The sequence below is a fragment of the Roseibium sp. AS2 genome (genome assembly GCF_038900065.1).
GTDB lineage: Bacteria > Pseudomonadota > Alphaproteobacteria > Rhizobiales > Stappiaceae > Roseibium.
Genome location: NZ_JBBMQN010000004.1, coordinates 625,941 through 644,274, shown reverse-complemented (window position 1 = coordinate 644,274; position 18,334 = coordinate 625,941). Strand labels below are relative to the sequence as shown.

The window sequence follows — 18,334 nt, the reverse complement described above, 5'->3', positions numbered from 1 at the left end:
CGAAAGAAATATCACCCGTTCCGCAAGGCCAACGCCGCCTACGCTTCCCTTCCTTCAATAACAAATTGTCAAAGAACCATTCGCCTTGCAGCAAATGCGGCCTCGAAAGCCTTCACCTAAAGACGCAAAGCCTACTTCCCGTTTCCGGGACGATGCGGCAAATTTGTCTGGTAGGACCGACTGCGAAAGGCACCGTGATGCCGGCGCCGCCGTCGATGGAGGGCGTTATACGCAGCACCTCAACTTGAGTCAACAGCGTTTGTCAAAAAAGATTCACAGAAAGAAATCTCGTCGAAATTCCCTCGTATCTTCAGCTTGTTAGGGACCGCGTTCAGATTCAGGGTCCGAGAATTCCGCCGATTTCAGCCGCTGCCGGAAGATCTCCCTGGCGCATGCCGGCGCCGCCCCTCCGCACGCCTCCCGGCCAAGCCGCCGCAATGTCCCTGGCAACGCAATTGGCAACGCCTCTGACGCCCTGGCCAGGATGGCAGCTGACCACAGAACGGACAAATTCCCGCCTTAACGACATATGTCCCTTGCCTGCCCGCACAAGCGGGCCGGGAGCCGGACCATGCGGGGCCCGGACTTTGGGGGGCCAGGAACCGCAGAAACAATTGACGTTTTAAGACAAACACGGCATGTAGCAGGATCAGGTATGCTTGACGCAGACGGCAGCGGCCCGGGCCTCCGGGCAACGCATACCCAGACCAGTGCTACGGCGATATAAAGGACCGGACGGGAATTCATGCATTTTGGCCCTTTCCATAACGCACAGGCACATCGAGTCGAACTGGGCGACGAACCGCCCTTGCGCGGATATGAGGGCCGCAGCGGCATGTCGGACCGCCGCCAGGTTTCGCTGCGCTGGCTGGCCGGAACCGTTCTGACCGGGGTCACGTCGCTCGTCCTTATGGGTGGTGCCCTGATGGCTGCGCTTGACGGGCAGTACAGTGTCGAGGCCGCGCCCTCCCCGGACGCCTTCCTGAACGGATTTCCCGATACTGGCGCCGGCGGCACCAAGGGAGACAGGGTGCTGCGCTCTGCCGCCGAATATTCCGCCAAACACGTCATCGATGTGAATGTGGTCACCCGCCAGGGCGACCGGGACTTCATTCGCGTCCAGCCGCATGTCTTTGTCAGCGCGACCCTTGCGACCCGCAAGGACCCGGACCTTGCCGAGCGCATTCCAGCCTTCAATCCGCTCAACATGTTTGCAGACAACAGCGACGAGGACGGTCCGGAACCGAACGCTGTGGGCACGGGCACGCCGCTTCTCGCCGATTCCGTCTACGGCGCCAAGCTGGAGAGCGAGGTCAGCATCTCGCTGGCGCCGTTCCCGGCTTCCAGCCCTTACATCGACCCCGACCAGACCCCGTCCGAAACGCAAGTCGAGCTGACCGTGCGCGAAACCGCCCGGACCCTGTCCATCGACGCCGTTGAAATGGCGAGCAAGACGCTGGTCGATCCGGGCCGGTTCGATTTCAACCTCGCCCTGCAGCCAGACCTGGAACGCTACGCGGTCCGCATTACCCCGGAGAACGTGTCTTTCGTTTCCAAGCAGGATGAAGAGATCCGCTTCGCCGGCATGGACGAGAACATCGTGCCGGTGACCAGGGACCAGGATCTGGCCGACCTCCTGCTCGACTATGATGCGACCGAAGCCGAGGCACGCGCCATCTCGGCCGCCTTCGACGGCCTCTTCGGGATTTCCGACCTCGCCGAAGGCCAGCGCCTCAGGATCGCCTACGCGCCCTCGCCGGCCGGCCTTGACCGGATGCGTCCGGAACGCGTCAGCCTCTATCAGGACACCATTCACCGGGCGACGGTCGCCCGGTCCGACAGCGGCGACTATGTCCGGGCCAAGGAACCGACCACCTTTCTGGCCGACGCCTTCGAGGAAGCCGACCGGGTTTCCTATGGCGGCCCGACACCGGCCATCTATGACAGCCTCTACCAGACGGCCCTGGAACAGGACATGCCGGAAGAGATCATCAACGACCTGGTCCGCATGTTCTCCTTCGACGTGGATTTCAATGCCCGCGTCCAGCCTGGGGACGCTCTCGAGCTGTTCTTCACCGAGGGCGATGAAGACACCGGGCCGAAGATCCTCTATGCCGCACTCAATACCGGCAACACCACCCGGGAATTCTACCGGTTTCGCACACCCGACGACCACATCACCGATTTTTACGACGCGTCCGGCCAGAGCGCCAAGAAGTTCCTGATCCGCAAACCGCTCAACGGCGGCAAGTTCCGCTCCGGCTTCGGCATGCGCCGGCACCCGATCCACAAGTACACCAAGATGCACCGCGGCGTGGACTGGTCCGCCCCGCGCGGCACGCCGATCATGGCGGCCGGCAACGGCATGATCGAGAAGGCGGGCTGGAGCTCGGGCTACGGCCGGCGTATCGAATTGCGCCACACCAACGGGTACACCACCACCTACAATCACATGACCGGCTTCGCCCAGGGCCTGCGCGAAGGCGTCCGCGTGAGTCAGGGCCAGATCATCGGCTATGTCGGCTCCACCGGCCTGTCGACCGGCCCGCACCTGCATTACGAGGTCCTGGTGAACGGCCGCTACATGGATCCGATGCGGATCAAGCTGCCCAAGGGCCGGACCCTCGACGGTGCGGTGCGCACCGCCTTCGAGACGGAACGCTACCGCGTCGACACGCTGCTGGACCGGGCGCGCAAGCCCTCGCGCATCGCCGCCATCAACTGAAGCCCCGCACGAAAAAACCCGCGGAACGATCCGTTCCGCGGGTTCTCATTGCGTGGGCGGCCGCAACTCAGGCGGCGGCGCTTTCGGTCCCTTCCACCTGGAAGATCAACCGGTCCGACCCGGCTGACACGTCAACCGTCTGACCGTCCAGGATGTCCCCCGCCAGCAGTCTTTCGGCCAGCGGATCCTGCAGGTCCTTCTGGATCACCCGCTTCAGCGGTCGCGCGCCATAGGCCGGATCATAGCCCTTCTGGGCCAGCCAGCCGATCGCACTGTCCTCCAGGTTCAGCGTGATCTTGCGATCGCTCAGCAGGTCGCGCAGGTGCGCCAGCTGGATCTGAACGATATCGGCCATCTGGTCCCGCTGCAGGCGGTGAAACAGCACGATCTCGTCAAGGCGGTTCAGGAATTCCGGCCGGAAATGGGCCCTGACCGACGCCATCACTTCCTCTCTAACCGCTTCGCTGTCCTGGCCTTCCGGCTGGTTGACCAGGTGCTCGGCTCCCAGATTCGAGGTCATGATGATCAACGTGTTGCGGAAGTCCACGGTCCGGCCCTGGCCATCGGTCAGGCGGCCGTCGTCGAGAACCTGCAGCAGCACGTTGAAGACATCGCCGTGCGCCTTTTCGATCTCGTCGAACAGGATCACCTGATAGGGCCGGCGCCGTACGGCTTCCGTCAACGCACCGCCTTCCTCGTAGCCGACATAACCGGGAGGAGCGCCGATCAGCCGGGCAACGGAGTGCTTCTCCATGTATTCCGACATGTCGATGCGCACCATCGCGCTGTCGTCGTCGAACAGGTAGCTGGCAAGCGCCTTGGTGAGCTCGGTCTTGCCGACGCCGGTCGGGCCGAGGAACATGAACGAGCCGATCGGCCGGCTCGGATCCTGAAGACCGGCGCGCGACCGGCGCACCGCCGTCGACACCGCATGGATCGCCTCGGCCTGCCCGATCACCCGGTTGGCCAGCAGGTCTTCCATTTTCAGGAGCTTGTCCCGCTCGCCTTCCAGCATCTTGTCGACCGGAATACCCGTCCACTTCGACACCACCTGGGCAATGTCGGAGGGCGTCACCGCCTCGTCCACCATGGCCTCGCCTTCTTCCGGAGCTTCGGCTTCGGCCAGTTTGCGCTCCAGCTCGGGCACCACGCCATAGGCAAGCTCTCCGGCCTTGGCCAGATCGCCGCGCCGCTGCGCGATCTCCAGATCGATGCGGGCCTGTTCCAGCTGCTCCTTGATCTTCTGCTCCAGGTTCAGCTTTTCCTTTTCGCCCTGCCAGCGTGCCGTCAGTGCCTGCGACTGCTCTTCCAGGTTGGTCAGTTCCTTCTCGAGCTTGACCAGCCGGTCCCGGGCAGCTTCGTCATTCTCCGCCTTCAGGGCTTCCCGCTCGATTTTCAGCTGAATGATCCGGCGGTCCAGTTCGTCCAGCTCCTCCGGCTTGGAATCGACCTGCATCCTCAGCCGGCTCGCGGCCTCGTCCATCAGGTCGATGGCCTTGTCCGGCAGAAACCGGTCGGTGATATAACGGTTGGAAAGCGTCGCGGCCGAGACGATCGCGCTGTCGGTGATACGCACCCCATGGTGAAGCTCGTATTTCTCCTTGATCCCGCGCAGGATGGAAATCGTGTCCTCCACCGTCGGTTCGGAGACGAAGACAGGCTGGAAACGACGGGCCAGCGCCGCGTCCTTTTCAACGTGCTTGCGAAACTCGTCGAGCGTGGTCGCGCCGACACAATGGAGTTCGCCGCGGGCCAGCGCGGGTTTCAGCAAGTTGGACGCATCCATGGCGCCGTCGGCCTTGCCGGCCCCCACGAGCGTGTGCATCTCGTCGATGAACAGGATGATGCTGCCGGCGGCGGCCTCGACTTCGGAAAGCACGCCCTTGAGACGCTCCTCGAATTCACCGCGGTATTTCGCCCCGGCGATCAGCGCGCCCATGTCGAGGGCAAGCAGTTGCTTGTCCTTGAGCGATTCCGGCACGTCGCCATTGACGATCCGCAGCGCAAGGCCTTCGGCGATCGCGGTCTTGCCGACACCCGGTTCGCCGATCAGCACCGGATTGTTCTTGGTCCGGCGCGACAGCACCTGAATGGTCCTGCGGATTTCCTCGTCGCGGCCGATCACGGGATCCAGCTTGCCGTCGCGGGCAACCTGGGTGAGGTCACGCGCGAATTTCTTCAGCGCCTCATACTGGTTTTCAGCGGTCGCGCTGTCGGCGGTGCGTCCCTGACGCAGCTGGTTGATGGCCTCGTTCAGCGCATTGGGCGTGACGCCGTGCCGCTTCAGGAGCTTGCCGGCCTCGCTGTCGCCATCCATGGCAAGGGCCAGCAGCAGACGTTCCACGGTGACGAAACTGTCCCCGGCCTTCTCGGCGATCTTTTCCGCCTGCTCGAACAGGCGCGCCGTGGCCTGGCCCATGTAGATCTGGCCCGAGCCGCCGGTAACCTTCGGCATCTTGTCCAGTTGGGCTTCAAGGTCGCCCTTGAGGGCCCTGGACTGGCCGCCCGCCCTGTCGATCAGGCCGCTGGCCATGCCTTCCGGGTCATCCAGAAGCACTTTCAGAATATGTTCAGGCGTAAACTGCTGATGCCCGCGCCCCAGCGCAAAGGTCTGGGCGGACTGGACAAAGCCGCGTGCACGTTCGGTGTATTTTTCAAAGTTCATTAGATACCTCCTAGCCGCCCGCACCACCCGAAGCGTGGGGAACGATCTGGCATACAGACCCCTGAGACGGGCATCTGTGCAGCCTCCGAAAGCGCTGCCACCCTAATATAGTGTGGCATTTTGATCACAAAAGCCCCCCTGTGGCTTCCCGATCATCAAATGACCCGTCAAGTACGGGCGGACATTCGAAACCCGATCGACCCGCAGAAGGCCGGGCCATGGACACTCCCGGCTCTGACACGCGGCTTCTCAATGCTCTGGCCATCGACCCGATTTCAGACGTTCAAACGATTTCGGCCGAACGCGCGTTGATCTGGCGCAAAACACGGATCACAACGCAAGACGGCGTCCCGAAGGACGCCGTCTTGATCACTGCGACTTGTGCGAGGCTGAACACGGTAGCCAGGCTGAACACGGCGCTCTGTTGCACGCGACCGGCCCCAACCCGTCTGAACCGGTCAGGATCCGGCTGTTCGATCGAAACCGGCCGAACAGCCGTTGCTCTAGTCGCCGGCCGGAACCGCTTCGGACGGTGCTTCCTCGGCGGCCTTGGGCCGACGGGGACGCGCTGTCCGGCGACGCGGTTTGACCGGTTCTTCGCCATCGGTGTCCTTGCCGGCATCGGCCGGCGCGGCGGACACTTCTGCGGAACTCTCCGCGGATGCCGTGTCGGCAGTGCGGCGCGGCGCGCGGGTCCGGGTGGCCCGGGTCCGCCGGCGCGGTTTTTCTTCCGCCGGATCGTCCGTGCCTTCGGCTTTCTGGCCGGCACCGTTCACCTTGCCCTCCTGGTCGATGACAGGCATGTCATCGATAAAGGGCTGCGGACTGTCGGCATCCACCATATCGCCATCGCTCTCGGCGGCGGCTTCCTGAGGAGCCCGGTCGGCACCGTTCGCATGGCCGTTTCCATTCGCCGGAGCGGCATCGGCCCCTTCTTCGGCTTCGGAACGCACGGGTACCTGCGCCGGCTGCTGCTGCGGCTGGGCAGCAGCAACGATGCGCAGATAATGTTCTGCATGCTGGTTGTAGTTCTCGGACATCACCCGGTCCCCGGATGCCTGGGCATCACGGGCAAGCTGCTGATATTTTTCCGCAATATGCATCGCTGTGCCGCGGATTTTCACATCAGGACCGTTCGATTCGTAAGTCCGGGTTAACGGGCTGGGGCCTTTGCGGCCCCGTCCGCGCATACGCTTATTGCTCTGATTTCCTGGTCTCATCCTGCCGTTTTCTCTTGCGGAACGGCGGTCAGCTGTCGGCCGACCAAACATCGGAATTGTATAAACCCGATACGAAATAGCTACCGAAACCAACATTGCTGGTTAGCGGCTGTCCTTGAAACACACGCAGCGCGCCAAGGGCCCGAGGCCAACGCGATTGTCTTTTCTTCGACAGTCCGAAAATACCGGATAGTCCGATATGCAGTGGAATACAGAACGATGAAACTGCGTCCTTGCCCCCGCTTCCGGATGCGCATTCCACGCTGAACGCTGATCACATCTCCGGTTTCGGCAAGGGGAACGTAACCGTTTCCGTCACGATTTCCAAGCGCTTTTTCGCCATCGGTTCAAAACGGTGGAATTATGCCTTCCGGGCCACCGCGACCCGGTCGTTTCCGGAAAGATCCCCAATGATTTCAATCTCTCCAAAGCCATGATGCCGCAACTGTTTTTTCACCTCGTCCGCCTGGTCATAGCCGATTTCCAGACCGATTCGCCCCCCTGCGCGAAGCAGGCTGGCCGCCTCGGGCACAATGCGCAGATAGGCTGTCAGACCGTCTTCTCCGCCGTCGAGCGCCAGAACCGGATCGTGCTCCGTCACTTCCCGGGACAATCCCGCAAGAACCGCCGAGCGGATATAGGGCGGATTGCTGACGACCCAGTCGAAGCCGGTCCCCGGAACGGCCGGTGACGACGGCCTGAGCGCGGATGCAAAATCGGCACGGACCGGCAGCATCCGGTCCGCAACCCGGTGCAGGTCGGCATTCCGGAGCGCGCAGTCCAGCGCGTCGGCGGACAGATCGACCGCGATCGCCCGGCAGTTCGGGCGTTCGGCCAGCAGCGATACCGCGATCGCCCCCGTCCCGGTCCCGATGTCGCAGACGATCATCGCGTCCTCCGGCGCGCTGCGCTCCAGGACCGCGTCGACCAGCGTCTCTGTGTCCGGCCGTGGTTCCAGGGTCGCCGCGTTCAGGAAAAACCGGCGGCCGTAGAAGTCCCGTTCACCGAGAATACGTCCAACCGGCATGCCCGCGAGCCGCTGCCGTGCATACGCCTGCGCCAGCGCAACGGCCTCCTCGCCGGCAAGGTCCCACTCCTTCAGGATCAGATCGGAGACCGGCAGGGCAAGTGCCGCGCCGACAAGGCGTTTGGCATCCAGGTCCGGCGTCGCCAGACCGGCTTCCCGGAACCGGTCGCGCACGGACCTGTACAGCCGGCCGATTTCCATTCTCAGGTGTCTTCGGATGCGAGCAGACCGGCCTGATGGTCCATGATCAACGCGTCGATGACGTCGCCGAGCGCCTCGCCGGCAATGATCTGTTCAAGCTTGTAGAGCGTCAGGCCGATCCGGTGGTCGGTCACCCGGCCTTGCGGAAAATTATAGGTACGGATGCGTTCCGAACGATCTCCGGAGCCGACCTGCAGGCGCCGCGCTTCGGTGCGCTCGCTGGCGGCGCGCTCGCGCTCCGCGTCATAGATGCGCGCCCGGAGCAGCTGCATGGCCCGTGCCTTGTTCTTATGCTGCGAGCGTTCGTCCTGAACGGCGACGACGATGCCGGTCGGCACGTGGGTGATGCGCACGGCCGAATCCGTCGTGTTGACATGCTGCCCGCCGGCGCCGGACGCCCTGTAGGTGTCGATCCTCAGATCGCTTTCGGCCACGTCGATATCGACATTTTCCGCCTGCGGCAGCACCGCCACCGTCGCGGCGGACGTGTGAATGCGCCCGCCGGATTCCGTGGCCGGAACCCGCTGCACCCGGTGCACGCCGGACTCGAATTTCAGCCTGGCAAACACGTTGTCGCCCGAGACCGAGGCAATCACTTCCTTGAAGCCGCCGACTTCACCCTCGCTGGCCGACAGGACCTCCACTTTCCAGCCCTGCAATTCGGCGTAACGCTGGTACATGCGGAACAGGTCGCCGGCAAAGAGCGCGGCCTCGTCGCCCCCGGTGCCGGCGCGCACTTCCAGGATGGCATCATTGGCGTCGGCCTCGTCCTTCGGCAGCAGGCCGACACGCACGTCCTGAAGCAGTTTCTCGACCTGTTCGGACAGGTCGTCGCGCTCCAGCTCGGCCAGTTCCCGCATTTCCGCGTCGATCTGGGGATCGGCGATCAGGGCCTCGGCCCCCGCCAGGTCGCCCTCGGCCTTGATCAGGCCGCGAATCCTCATCACCAGCGGTTCCAGCCCGGCATATTCGCGCGACAGTTTGACATAGACCGCCGGGTCCGGGCTCGAGGACATCAGGTGCTCGAGTTCAGCGAACCGGTCCAGCAGGGTATCGAGTTTATGACGCGCCAACATGCGTGGCTGAAACCTTTCATGCTCATTTGGAAAGTCGTGACTAGAGGGCCACATCCGTTTCGGCGGCAAACCGCTGCAGCAGATCCCGGATGGTGCCATTGTCATGTCCGGGTTCCAGCCGCGGCAGAAGCCTGGCCGACAACCGGCCGGCATCAAGCGTGCGCAGCATGGCCTTGACGGGACCGAGCGACGACGGCGACATCGACAGGTCCCGGTAGCCGAGGCCCACCAGCGCCATCGCTTCCAGGGGACGGCCCGCCAGCTCGCCGCACAGGGTCACCGGCACATGCCCCTTATTTGCTGCGTCGACGATGGATTTCAAGGCCCGCAGAAAGCCGACCCCCAATGTGTCGAACCGTTCGGCGACACGGGTGTTGCCCCGGTCGACGGCACAGAAGAACTGAAACAGGTCGTTCGAGCCCACCGAAACAAAATCGACATGGCCCATCAGCTCCTCGAGCTGAAACAGCAGAGAGGGCACTTCGACCATCACACCGAGGCGGACGTTATCCGGTGTCCCGTGGCCGTGGCGGCGCAGGTGCTGGATCTCCTTGTCGACCAGCGCCTTCGCCTGGAGAAATTCGTCGACGACCGTCACCATGGGGAACATCAGTTTCAGCTCCCGGCCTGCGGCGGCTCGCAGCAGGGCCCGGATCTGGGTTCGCAACAGGCCCGGCCTGTCGAGACCCAGGCGCAGGGCCCGCCAGCCCATGGCCGGGTTTTCCTCCTGGATCGAGCGCAGATAGGGCAGCACCTTGTCGCCGCCGATGTCGAGCGAGCGGAAGGTCACCGGCCGGTCTCCGGCCGCGTCGAGCACCTGGGTGTATTGCGCCTGCTGCTCGCGCATGCGCGGGAACGAAGACGCCACCATGAACTGCAACTCGGTGCGGAACAGACCGACCCCGGCCGCTCCGGCTTCTTCCAGATGCGGCAGATCCACAAGCAGGCCGGCGTTCATCTGCAGCGAGAACTCGACGCCGTCCCGCGTGACTGAGGGTTTGCTGCGCAATCTTCGGTACTGGGCCTGCCGCCTTGCCCGGAACCGCACTTTTTCCACATAGGCGTCTTCCAGGTCGGCTGCCGGGCGCAAATGCACCTCGCCCGTGTCGCCGTCCACGATGATCGCGTCGCCGCCGTCGGCAAGGCTGACGATGTCTTCGACCAGTCCGACAGTCGGAATGCCGAGAGCGCGGGCGACGATCGTCACATGGCTGGTCGGCCCGCCTTCTTCCAGCACAAGGCCGCGGATCCTGTCGCGGCCGTAGTCGAGCAGTTCCGCCGCGCCCATGTTGCGGCCGACGACGATGGCGTCCTGCGGCAGATCCCCGACATCCGGCCCGTGCTCCCGTCCCATCAATTCGCGGATCAGCCGGTGCGCAAGGTCGTCCAGGTCGTGCAGGCGTTCGCGAAGATAGGGATCGGTCTGGCGCAGCATGCGCGCACGGGTGTCGCTCTGCACCTTTTCCACCGCCGCCTCGGCGGTCAGGCCGTTCCGGATCGCTTCCTCGATCTTGCGGATCCAGCCCCGGTCATAGGCGAACATGCGATAGGCTTCGAGCACCTCGCGGTGTTCTCCGGTGGCCGCGATCTCGCCGCTGGCCAGAAGATCGTCGATCGACAGGCGCAGCCGGTTGATCGCGCCGTCCAGGCGGGCCTTTTCCTTGTCGCTGTCTTCCGCGATCAGGTTGGTGACAACCACGCGCGGCTCGTGCAGCACGACGTGCCCCAGGCCCACGCCTTCCGCCAGACCCGCTCCCGTGGCGGTGATCGGACGGGACATGTCGAGACCGGTGTTTTTCTGGGAAATCGCCTCCAGGTCGCCCGCGGCGACCATTTCGGCAATCACCATCGCGGTCGTCTGCAGCGCCTCGACTTCATCCTCGAGATAGGTCCTGTGAGACTGATTCTGAACGACCAGGACGCCGAGCGTACGGCCGGCTCTCAGGATCGGCACGCCCAGGAAGGAATTATAGGCTTCCTCGCCTGTCTCCGGCAGATAGGCAAAGCCGGGATGGGCGCTGGCATTGGGCAGGTTCAGCGGCCGCGCCTCGGCGGCGATCAGACCGACAAGGCCCTGGCCGACGCGCAGAGAGGCATTGTGGACGGCCTCGCTGTTCAGACCTTCGGTGGCATAGAGTTCGAGAACCCCGTCCGCGCGCAGGATATAAACCGAACAGACCTCGGCAACCACGTTCGACGCGATCAGAACAACGATCTTGTCGAGTCGCTCTTGCGCCATGATCGGCTCTGCCATGACTTCGCGAAGCCTGCGGAGCAGAAGGCGCGGTCCGGCCAGGTTGCTGCGCATAGCGCCCCCGATTGATCCCGCTTCAGTAAGGCGAAGGCTCCGGTGCGTGCCGGAGCGAGCCTGCCGGATAGACTATCCGTCCAACCCGTATAGCGAATGCAGAGTCCGCACCGCAAGTTCCGCATAGGCAGAATCGATCAGGACCGAAATTTTGATTTCCGATGTCGTGATCGCGCGGATGTTGATACCCTTGGTGGCAAGTCCCCGGAAACACTGGGCCGCGATGCCCGCGTGCGAGCGCATGCCGATGCCGATCACCGAGACCTTCACAACATCCCGGGCACCTTCCAGATTCTGGAAGCCGATCGCCGGGCGGTTGTCGTGCAGCACCTTCTGGGCGCGCTCGAAATCGCTTTCCGGAACCGTGAAGGTAATGTCCGTGGTCTTGCCGTCCGGCGAGATATTCTGGACGATCATATCCACGTTGATGTTGGAATCGGCCAGCGGACCGAACACGCTCTCGGCAACACCCGGCTTGTCGGCCACGTCACGGAGAGAAATCTGGGCTTCGTCCTTCGCATAGGCGATGCCGGTGACAACCTGCTGTTCCACGAGTTCGTCCTCGTCGCAAATAAGAGTACCAATCGGAAGGCCGTTGTGGCCGGCCTGCGGTGCATCCGGATCATCGAAGCTTGAGCGCACGAAAGTCCGGACACCATGGATCATGGCCATTTCGACCGAACGCACCTGAAGCACCTTGGCCCCGAGCGAGGCCATTTCAAGCATTTCCTCGAAGGAGACACGTTCCAGGCGCTGCGCCTTGGGCACGATGCGCGGGTCGGTCGTATAGACGCCGTCGACATCGGTATAGATATCACAACGGTCGGCCTTGATCGCCGCGGCAATCGCCACCGCGCTGGTATCGGAGCCGCCGCGCCCCAGGGTGGCGATCCGGTTGTCGGGCGCGACGCCCTGAAAACCGGCGACGACGGCAACCTGTCCCTGCTCCAGCCGTTCGGCGAGAAAACTGCCGTCAATCTCGCTGATACGGGCGGCGCCGTGATTCTCGTCCGTCCTGATCGGGATCTGCCAACCCTGCCAGGAGCGGGCGTTGACACCCATGTCCTGCAGCACGAGCGCCAGCAGACCGGAAGTCACCTGCTCGCCGGACGCGACCACCGCATCATATTCGCGGGCATCATGCAGGGGAGACGCCTCCCGGCAGAACTCCACCAGCTTGTTGGTCTGTCCGGCCATCGCCGAAACCACCACCGCAACCTGGTGCCCCGCATCCACTTCCCGTTTGACATGGCGGGCGACATTGCGGATGCGATCGAGATCGCCGACGGAAGTTCCACCAAATTTTAAAACCAGTCGGGCCATACCACTCGTAAACTTTATAAATCTGTCGTGAAGCGCAAGCATCGGGTCAGGGACTCGGAGCCTTCAGCGCCGGTTGGATCGGCGCATGCATACAGGCTGCGTCCCTTTGCTGCAACCTGGCTTGTGAGGCTGTCACTTGACAAAAAGTCAAAGACACTGAACGACAGCTGTACAAAAACCATCCGGCTGGAGACGATCGTGTCTTCACCAAGGAAAGGACCGTCCGATGACTGGCAGGGCTGAGGCACCCACGGGAACGATCGACAGCGCGGAAGTCGCGCGCTTTTCCGCCATGGCGGACGAGTGGTGGGACCCGACAGGCAAATTCAAGCCTCTTCACAAGTTCAATCCGGTGCGTCTTGCCTATATCAAGCAGGAGGTGTGCCGGCAGTTCGGCCGCGACCCGAAATCGTCCGACGCCTTCAAGGGGCTGCGGTTTCTGGATATCGGCTGCGGCGGCGGCCTGTTGAGCGAGCCGATGGCGCGGCTCGGCGCCGAGGTCGTCGGCGCCGACCCTTCCGAAATCAATATCGAGATCGCACGCTCCCACATGCAGAAGTCCGGCCTGGAAATCGACTATCGGTCGGAAACCGCAGAAGCATTGGCCGCGAGCGGCGAGACGTTCGATGTCGTCCTCAACATGGAAGTCGTTGAGCATGTGGCGGACGTGCCGCTGTTCATGGAAGCGACCGGCAGCATGGTTCGTCCCGGCGGCCTGATGTTCGTTGCGACCATCAACCGGACACTGAAGGCCTATGCGCTGGCCATCGTCGGCGCCGAATACGTCCTGCGCTGGCTTCCGAAGGGCACCCACTCCTACGAAAAACTGGTGCGGCCCGCAGAGATCGAAGCACCACTGCGGTCGACAGGCCTGAAGGTGATCGATCGCTCCGGTGTCAGCTTCAACCCGCTGACAGACAGTTGGGCCCGCTCCCGCGACATGGATGTGAACTACATGCTGCTGGCGGAAAGGGCGAAGAACAGCTGATGGACGACCCGATCCTGTTCATTCCGGGGCTGCTGTGCACCGAACAGTTGTTCGCCCCGCAGATCGTCGCATTCGCGGACCGTCCGATCATGGTGGCCGATCACCGGCAGCATGACAGTATCTCCGCCATCGCCGCAAGCATCCTGGAACAGGCGCCGGCGAGGTTTTCGCTGATCGCCCTGTCGATGGGCGGATATATCGCCATGGAAATCATGCGCAAAGCTCCGGAGCGGGTGGCCAAACTTGCCCTTCTGGACACCAATGCGCGTGCCGACAGGCCGGAGCAGGCCGACAGGCGCCGGTTCCTGATCGACCTGACCCGGAAGAAAGGCTTCGGCAAGGTTCCGCATCTGCTTTATCCGGGTTTTGTCCACGAGCGCCGCGAAGAGGACGAGGACCTGAAGGCGATTGTCGTCGACATGGCCGTGGAAACCGGTCCGGAGGCCTTCATCCGGCAGCAGACCGCTCTGATCGACCGGATCGACGCGCGTCCGCACCTGGGCGAGATCGCCTGCCCGACACTGGTTCTTGTCGGCGATGGCGACCGGCTGACACCGGTCGACGTGTCCAGGGAAATCCACGAGCATATCCCGGGCAGTGATCTGGTGGTGGTCGCGGGCAGCGGGCACCTGTCCCCGCTGGAGGAACCGGAGGCGGTCACGGGGATCCTGCGGGAATTTCTGAACCGGCGGTGACGGGACCGCGGGCAGGATCCTGCGCGGACGAAAAAAACGGAGCGTTTTGATCCGGATCAAGGCCGAACCTCGCGTTCGCATTAACATCGAGCTGCCTCTGGGCAAGCCTGGGGCCTGACCCGAACATTTTCCTGAACCGAACAGTTTCGCGGTCTGAAGAGCAGCCCCGGCGCATCATCCGATACCGGGCACCTGCGCCTTGTCATGCAAATGAGCGGAGGATTCTCCATGTCCACGAAGCCAAACACCGGTGCCTTCGATTTCAGCGCAATGATGGCCGACTGGCCGAAGCCCGCCTTCTCGAATTGGGCCTTTGCCGAACGCGAAGACAAGATCGAGGCCCGGACCGTCGCCGGTTTCCAGAAAATGGGTGAAACCATGTGGGCGCATGCGGAAAAGACGCTCGACGACCATATGGATTTCTTCAGTCACCGTCTGCACGAGGATTTCGAATGCGCGAAGTCTCTGAGCCGGTGCACCGCGCCTGAAGAGGCCATGGCGACGCTGCAGGCCTTCTACTCGAAGATGGCCACCGAATATCAGGAGCATATCGAAAAGCAGTCCGCGCTCATTCGCGACAGCTTCTCCGACAACGCGGCTGTTGTCGAGGAACTCAGCGAAACCGCTCTGGAAAACGTCAGCGAACTGACAAGGGCCGCTGAAGAAAACATCGACGAAACCAGACCGGCGTCGCGGCGGAAACGGGCTGCTCCTGCAAAGTCCTGATCAGGACAGCCGCCCCTTTCTGCCAGCATGGAGACGTCTTCAGGCTGGCAGGCGTGGCGTGGCGTGGCTTACCGCATTGTGGCGTTTACTCGGCCGCGGGGCCGGTGAAGGCCTCGATGAGCACATCCTTGTCATAGGGCTTGCTGACAGTCCGTGCATCTGCGATTTCCTTGGGAATATCGGCATTTTCGCCATACCCCGAAGCAAAAACAAACGGCACGTTCTGCGCGCGCAGGCGAAGGGCGACGGGATAACTGGTTTCCGAACCAAGGTTGATATCCAGCAGCGCAAAGTCGAAGACAGCCGTTCGCCCGTCGATTTCAGCCAATGCGGATTTAACGTCCGAGACAACGCAGACCTCCTGGCTGCCCAGGGCCTCGAAGATGCCTTCCGCGTCCATGGCGATGATCAGGTTGTCCTCGACGATCAGCACCGAACGCGGCGCATCGAAGTTGCGGGTGACCGAAGTGCCCCGCGCGTTCGGCACGACATAGTCGGCATGCCCCTGTTCGACGAAATTTTCCGGAATTCGAAACGACGCCTTCACCCCGCTCAGGGCGTAGGTGACCTCGGCCACGCCTTTCAACTCGAACGGAATGGTTCGCTCGATGATGGTGGACCCGAACCCGCGCCGTTCGGGGGCCTGGACCGGAGGGCCGCCCATCTCGGACCAGGAAATCAGGAGACCACCCCGGTCGTCGAGTGTCAGATCGATCTCGATCCTGCCCTGCTCGACGGAAATCGCGCCGTATTTGGCGGAATTGGTGATCATCTCGTGCATGACGAGCGCCATGGAAGAAAAGGCCTGCGGGTTCAGCAGAACCTCCGGCCCCTTCACGGAAATCCGGTCCATCCTGTCGGACAGATAGCTTTCCACCTCGGTTTCGACAAGACTTGAAAAAGAGGCCGCGGACCAGTTGTTGCGGGTGATCTGGTCATGCGCACGGGCAAGCGACCGCACCCGGCTGTCGAGTTTTCTGACAAATTCCTCGGTCGTGCGCGCGCCGGCTTCGGTCTGGGAAATGAGACCGCGGACAAGACCGAGAATATTGCGCACCCGGTGGTTGAGCTCCGCGATCAGAAGCTCCTGCTTCTCGTTCGCGGCCTTTCTTTCCCGGCCGGCCTCATCGGCCATGCGCAAAACGACTTCCAGCAGCATGATGCGCAGTTGAGAGGCGGCTCTCAAATCGGATGACGTCCATTCCGCGCTCTGGTCCCGGACCGTTTCCTGCCAGACTTCAAAGCTTTTGCGGGGTGTCAGCCGGGCTCCGAGAGGTCCGGAGATCACGGGTTTTTCCGGATTTCCCGCCCAGTTGACGGACTGCACGAGTTCCTCGCGGAAAAACAGGATGTAATCCCGGGGAGACCGGGAAATCGGGATCGACAGGACACCGGCAACGGTCCTGTTGCCGGTGTCCCAGCCGCTGATAAGGGACGAAATGTGGTGTGATACGAAGACCTCGTTTCCCGACCGCTCGATCAGGTAGTCGCAAAGATCCCGGATCTTTTCGTCATCTGGCGCAGTTCCCGTCTTCAGGATGGCCGCCTCCTGGACGACGGCGAACCCGTCGGCGTTCAGGATGTCGCAAAATGCCTGGGCCGAGGATGTCAGAAGCGACGGCGACTGCGTCTCCGATGTCAGGCTGCGGGAAATGTCTGCGGTCAGGCTGGCAATACGCTCGTCGTTGCCCCTGTCTTCGGCGATCAGGCGCGCCTGAAGGATGAGTGACAGCATCTGTCCGAACAGCAGCGCGCAGTTGCGTTGCCGCATGCTTGGCACCAGAGGCCCGTTGTGATGACAGGCGATCAGCCCCCACAGGCTACCGTTGACAATGACGGAAATGGACATGGACGCCCCGACGCCCATGTTGCGCAGGTACTCCAGATGGATCGGCGACACGGATCTGAGACGGCTGCCGGAAAGATCGATCGGCGGCTGGCTGTCCGGTTCTGCCCGATGAAGGATCCCGTTTCCGTCATCCGACACGTCGGCAATCAGCCGGATCGGATTTTCGATGTAGAGTGCCCGGGCCTGTTTGGGGATATCCGTCGCGGGATAACGAAGGTTCAGAAACGGCGTCATGTCCGATTGCTTCGCTTCGGCCACGACCTCCCCGCAGCCATCGGGGGCGAACTTGTAGAACATTGTCCGGTCGAACCCGGTAATCGACTTGATGAACCTTGCCGTATGCGACTGGATGGCATCGATGTCGGGAAGATCGGCCATCCGGTCGACAGCGATACGGACATTGACGGTGTCGTTCGCGGCCCCTTCCAGAGAGGCCGCCGGTTCGAACTCCATGATGACGTTGGATTCGATGATATGGACCGAAACGTCGAACCGGCGGTCCGTGGCCGCAAGTTTCAGGCCGTAGGCCACCTCCACGCCCTTGTGGGGCTGGAGAAACTGAAGCCGGTTCCGGATTTCATGAATACTGTCGGCGGGCACGAATTCGAGGACCGGCCGGCCGAGCACGGCTGCCGGTTCGACGGGCAGGAAATCGCTTATATTCTCGGAAACATGCGACACGATCCAGTCCGGGGTCACCGCGAGAAGAAACCCGAAGGACTGCACTTTCCCCAGAAGGTGTATCGGCTCGCGATCACAATTGGTCAGGTCAACCTTGTCCAACTAAATCTACCTCGTCGCTATTTTCCCGTTCCAGCACCTGAAGGTAGGTTCCGAACAATTGCTGTGCAGCCAGGCACGCCCGTTCGCAGTTCTCGGTAGAATTGTCATGAGCTGCGAGCCAGGCCAAAAAAGATTTCCACAAGCCGCATCCCCTGCCATGGGCCAGAAACTCGGCGGGCAGGTCTGGAGCCGCGCGGTCCAGAAGCGCATGCATTTGCGCCGCCCCGAGCCGCGCCCCCTCAAGGACATAGCAAATTCCGGCCACCGAGCATCCCGCGTTCAGATAAGGCAGGTCCTGTTCGCCGGGAACAGCGTGCCCCAATCCCTGCAGATCGCGCAGCAGCGCTCCGGTCCTCAAACGATTGCTGAAATCGGGGAGGGATCTGAAGTCATCGGTCCCCGCAAGCCACCTCTCCGCTCCGGGCAGCACCGCGGCCTGAAGGTTCAAGAACCGCTCGTACCCGGCCCGGGTCGTGACAGGGTTTTGCGAGATCGTGCGGTCCAGGCGGGTGTGCAGTTGAGCGGTCCCTTCCCTCAAGACACTCAGCAGGTGCATCTTCACAGTAATCCGATTTTCCTTGTCATTCCGCGAGAGCTTCACGCAGGTTCCCGAACGACCTTCGGCCGCAATGTGCATTCCTGATCCCGGCGCGAACAGGCAATACCGTGTTCTGATGAGAGTTCAACAGGAAATCCTGACCTTCAAGCTCCACTTTACCTGCCCGGTCACTCCGCTGGTGATCAGGGC

At 62.5% G+C, this 18,334-nt stretch carries 12 protein-coding genes; 4 read left to right on the top strand and 8 right to left on the bottom strand.

Going from position 1 to position 18,334, the window contains the following annotated elements:
* Nucleotides 1–745 precede the first annotated feature (745 nt).
* Nucleotides 746–2,725, top strand: coding sequence for a M23 family metallopeptidase (locus WNZ15_RS15065; protein ID WP_342893806.1), 1,980 nt, complete (start codon nucleotides 746–748; stop codon nucleotides 2,723–2,725).
* A 67-nt stretch (nucleotides 2,726–2,792) separates the two neighbouring features.
* Here WNZ15_RS15065 and clpB read toward each other — a convergent pair whose 3' ends face one another.
* The 6 genes from clpB to WNZ15_RS15035 all read right to left on the bottom strand — a co-directional run bounded on the left by clpB (nucleotide 2,793) and on the right by WNZ15_RS15035 (nucleotide 12,545).
* Nucleotides 2,793–5,390 (bottom strand): ATP-dependent chaperone ClpB, encoded by a 2,598-nt coding sequence (gene clpB / locus WNZ15_RS15060; RefSeq protein WP_342893805.1) that lies wholly within the window; start codon nucleotides 5,388–5,390, stop codon nucleotides 2,793–2,795.
* A gap of 503 nt (nucleotides 5,391–5,893) precedes the next feature.
* Nucleotides 5,894–6,610 carry a DUF4167 domain-containing protein gene (locus WNZ15_RS15055; protein WP_342893804.1) on the bottom strand — a complete coding sequence of 239 codons (717 nt, stop codon included), beginning with the start codon at nucleotides 6,608–6,610 and terminating at the stop codon, nucleotides 5,894–5,896.
* Nucleotides 6,611–6,971: 361 nt separating this feature from the next.
* A complete protein-coding gene (gene prmC / locus WNZ15_RS15050) occupies nucleotides 6,972–7,838 on the bottom strand; it encodes a peptide chain release factor N(5)-glutamine methyltransferase (protein ID WP_342893803.1) in 867 nt (288 codons plus the stop codon).
* Nucleotides 7,839–7,840: 2 nt separating this feature from the next.
* Nucleotides 7,841–8,914, bottom strand: a complete 1,074-nt coding sequence (gene prfA, locus WNZ15_RS15045) for a peptide chain release factor 1 (RefSeq protein WP_342893802.1) — start codon at nucleotides 8,912–8,914, stop codon at nucleotides 7,841–7,843.
* 40 nt (nucleotides 8,915–8,954) lie between these two features.
* Nucleotides 8,955–11,222 (bottom strand): phosphoenolpyruvate--protein phosphotransferase, encoded by a 2,268-nt coding sequence (ptsP, locus tag WNZ15_RS15040; RefSeq protein WP_342893801.1) that lies wholly within the window; start codon nucleotides 11,220–11,222, stop codon nucleotides 8,955–8,957.
* A 72-nt stretch (nucleotides 11,223–11,294) separates the two neighbouring features.
* Complete coding sequence (locus WNZ15_RS15035; RefSeq protein WP_342893800.1) at nucleotides 11,295–12,545, bottom strand: aspartate kinase; 1,251 nt, start codon at nucleotides 12,543–12,545, stop codon at nucleotides 11,295–11,297.
* 226 nt (nucleotides 12,546–12,771) lie between these two features.
* Here WNZ15_RS15035 and ubiG point away from each other — a divergent pair, with 226 nt between their 5' ends.
* From ubiG to WNZ15_RS15020, 3 genes are all read left to right on the top strand, one after another.
* Nucleotides 12,772–13,533, top strand: coding sequence for a bifunctional 2-polyprenyl-6-hydroxyphenol methylase/3-demethylubiquinol 3-O-methyltransferase UbiG (gene ubiG / locus WNZ15_RS15030; RefSeq protein ID WP_342893799.1), 762 nt, complete (start codon nucleotides 12,772–12,774; stop codon nucleotides 13,531–13,533).
* Nucleotides 13,533–14,228 carry an alpha/beta fold hydrolase gene (locus WNZ15_RS15025; protein WP_342893798.1) on the top strand — a complete coding sequence of 232 codons (696 nt, stop codon included), beginning with the start codon at nucleotides 13,533–13,535 and terminating at the stop codon, nucleotides 14,226–14,228. Before ubiG ends, WNZ15_RS15025 begins: the two co-directional genes overlap by 1 nt.
* A 228-nt stretch (nucleotides 14,229–14,456) precedes the next feature.
* Nucleotides 14,457–14,954, top strand: coding sequence for a hypothetical protein (locus WNZ15_RS15020; RefSeq protein WP_342893797.1), 498 nt, complete (start codon nucleotides 14,457–14,459; stop codon nucleotides 14,952–14,954).
* Between the two features lie 85 nt (nucleotides 14,955–15,039).
* On the opposite strand, the gene WNZ15_RS15015 is transcribed toward WNZ15_RS15020, so the two are convergent.
* Nucleotides 15,040–17,586, bottom strand: a complete 2,547-nt coding sequence (locus WNZ15_RS15015; protein ID WP_342893796.1) for an HWE histidine kinase domain-containing protein — start codon at nucleotides 17,584–17,586, stop codon at nucleotides 15,040–15,042.
* On the bottom strand, nucleotides 17,573–18,223 hold the full coding sequence (locus tag WNZ15_RS15010) for a biliverdin-producing heme oxygenase (protein WP_342893795.1): 651 nt from the start codon (nucleotides 18,221–18,223) through the stop codon (nucleotides 17,573–17,575). Before WNZ15_RS15010 ends, WNZ15_RS15015 begins: the two co-directional genes overlap by 14 nt.
* Nucleotides 18,224–18,334 lie beyond the last annotated feature (111 nt).

What these genes read in the sequence shown, in the direction of transcription:
- WNZ15_RS15065 (WP_342893806.1), top strand. Translation starts at nt 746, where the DNA reads ATGCATTTTGGCCCTTTCCATAACGCACAGGCACATCGAGTCGAACTG.
- ubiG (WP_342893799.1), top strand. Translation starts at nt 12,772, where the DNA reads ATGACTGGCAGGGCTGAGGCACCCACGGGAACGATCGACAGCGCGGAA.
- WNZ15_RS15055 (WP_342893804.1), bottom strand. Translation starts at nt 6,610, where the DNA reads ATGAGACCAGGAAATCAGAGCAATAAGCGTATGCGCGGACGGGGCCGC.
- prfA (WP_342893802.1), bottom strand. Translation starts at nt 8,914, where the DNA reads ATGTTGGCGCGTCATAAACTCGATACCCTGCTGGACCGGTTCGCTGAA.
- WNZ15_RS15035 (WP_342893800.1), bottom strand. Translation starts at nt 12,545, where the DNA reads ATGGCCCGACTGGTTTTAAAATTTGGTGGAACTTCCGTCGGCGATCTC.
- WNZ15_RS15020 (WP_342893797.1), top strand. Translation starts at nt 14,457, where the DNA reads ATGTCCACGAAGCCAAACACCGGTGCCTTCGATTTCAGCGCAATGATG.
- prmC (WP_342893803.1), bottom strand. Translation starts at nt 7,838, where the DNA reads ATGGAAATCGGCCGGCTGTACAGGTCCGTGCGCGACCGGTTCCGGGAA.
- clpB (WP_342893805.1), bottom strand. Translation starts at nt 5,390, where the DNA reads ATGAACTTTGAAAAATACACCGAACGTGCACGCGGCTTTGTCCAGTCC.
- ptsP (WP_342893801.1), bottom strand. Translation starts at nt 11,222, where the DNA reads ATGCGCAGCAACCTGGCCGGACCGCGCCTTCTGCTCCGCAGGCTTCGC.
- WNZ15_RS15010 (WP_342893795.1), bottom strand. Translation starts at nt 18,223, where the DNA reads ATGCACATTGCGGCCGAAGGTCGTTCGGGAACCTGCGTGAAGCTCTCG.
- WNZ15_RS15025 (WP_342893798.1), top strand. Translation starts at nt 13,533, where the DNA reads ATGGACGACCCGATCCTGTTCATTCCGGGGCTGCTGTGCACCGAACAG.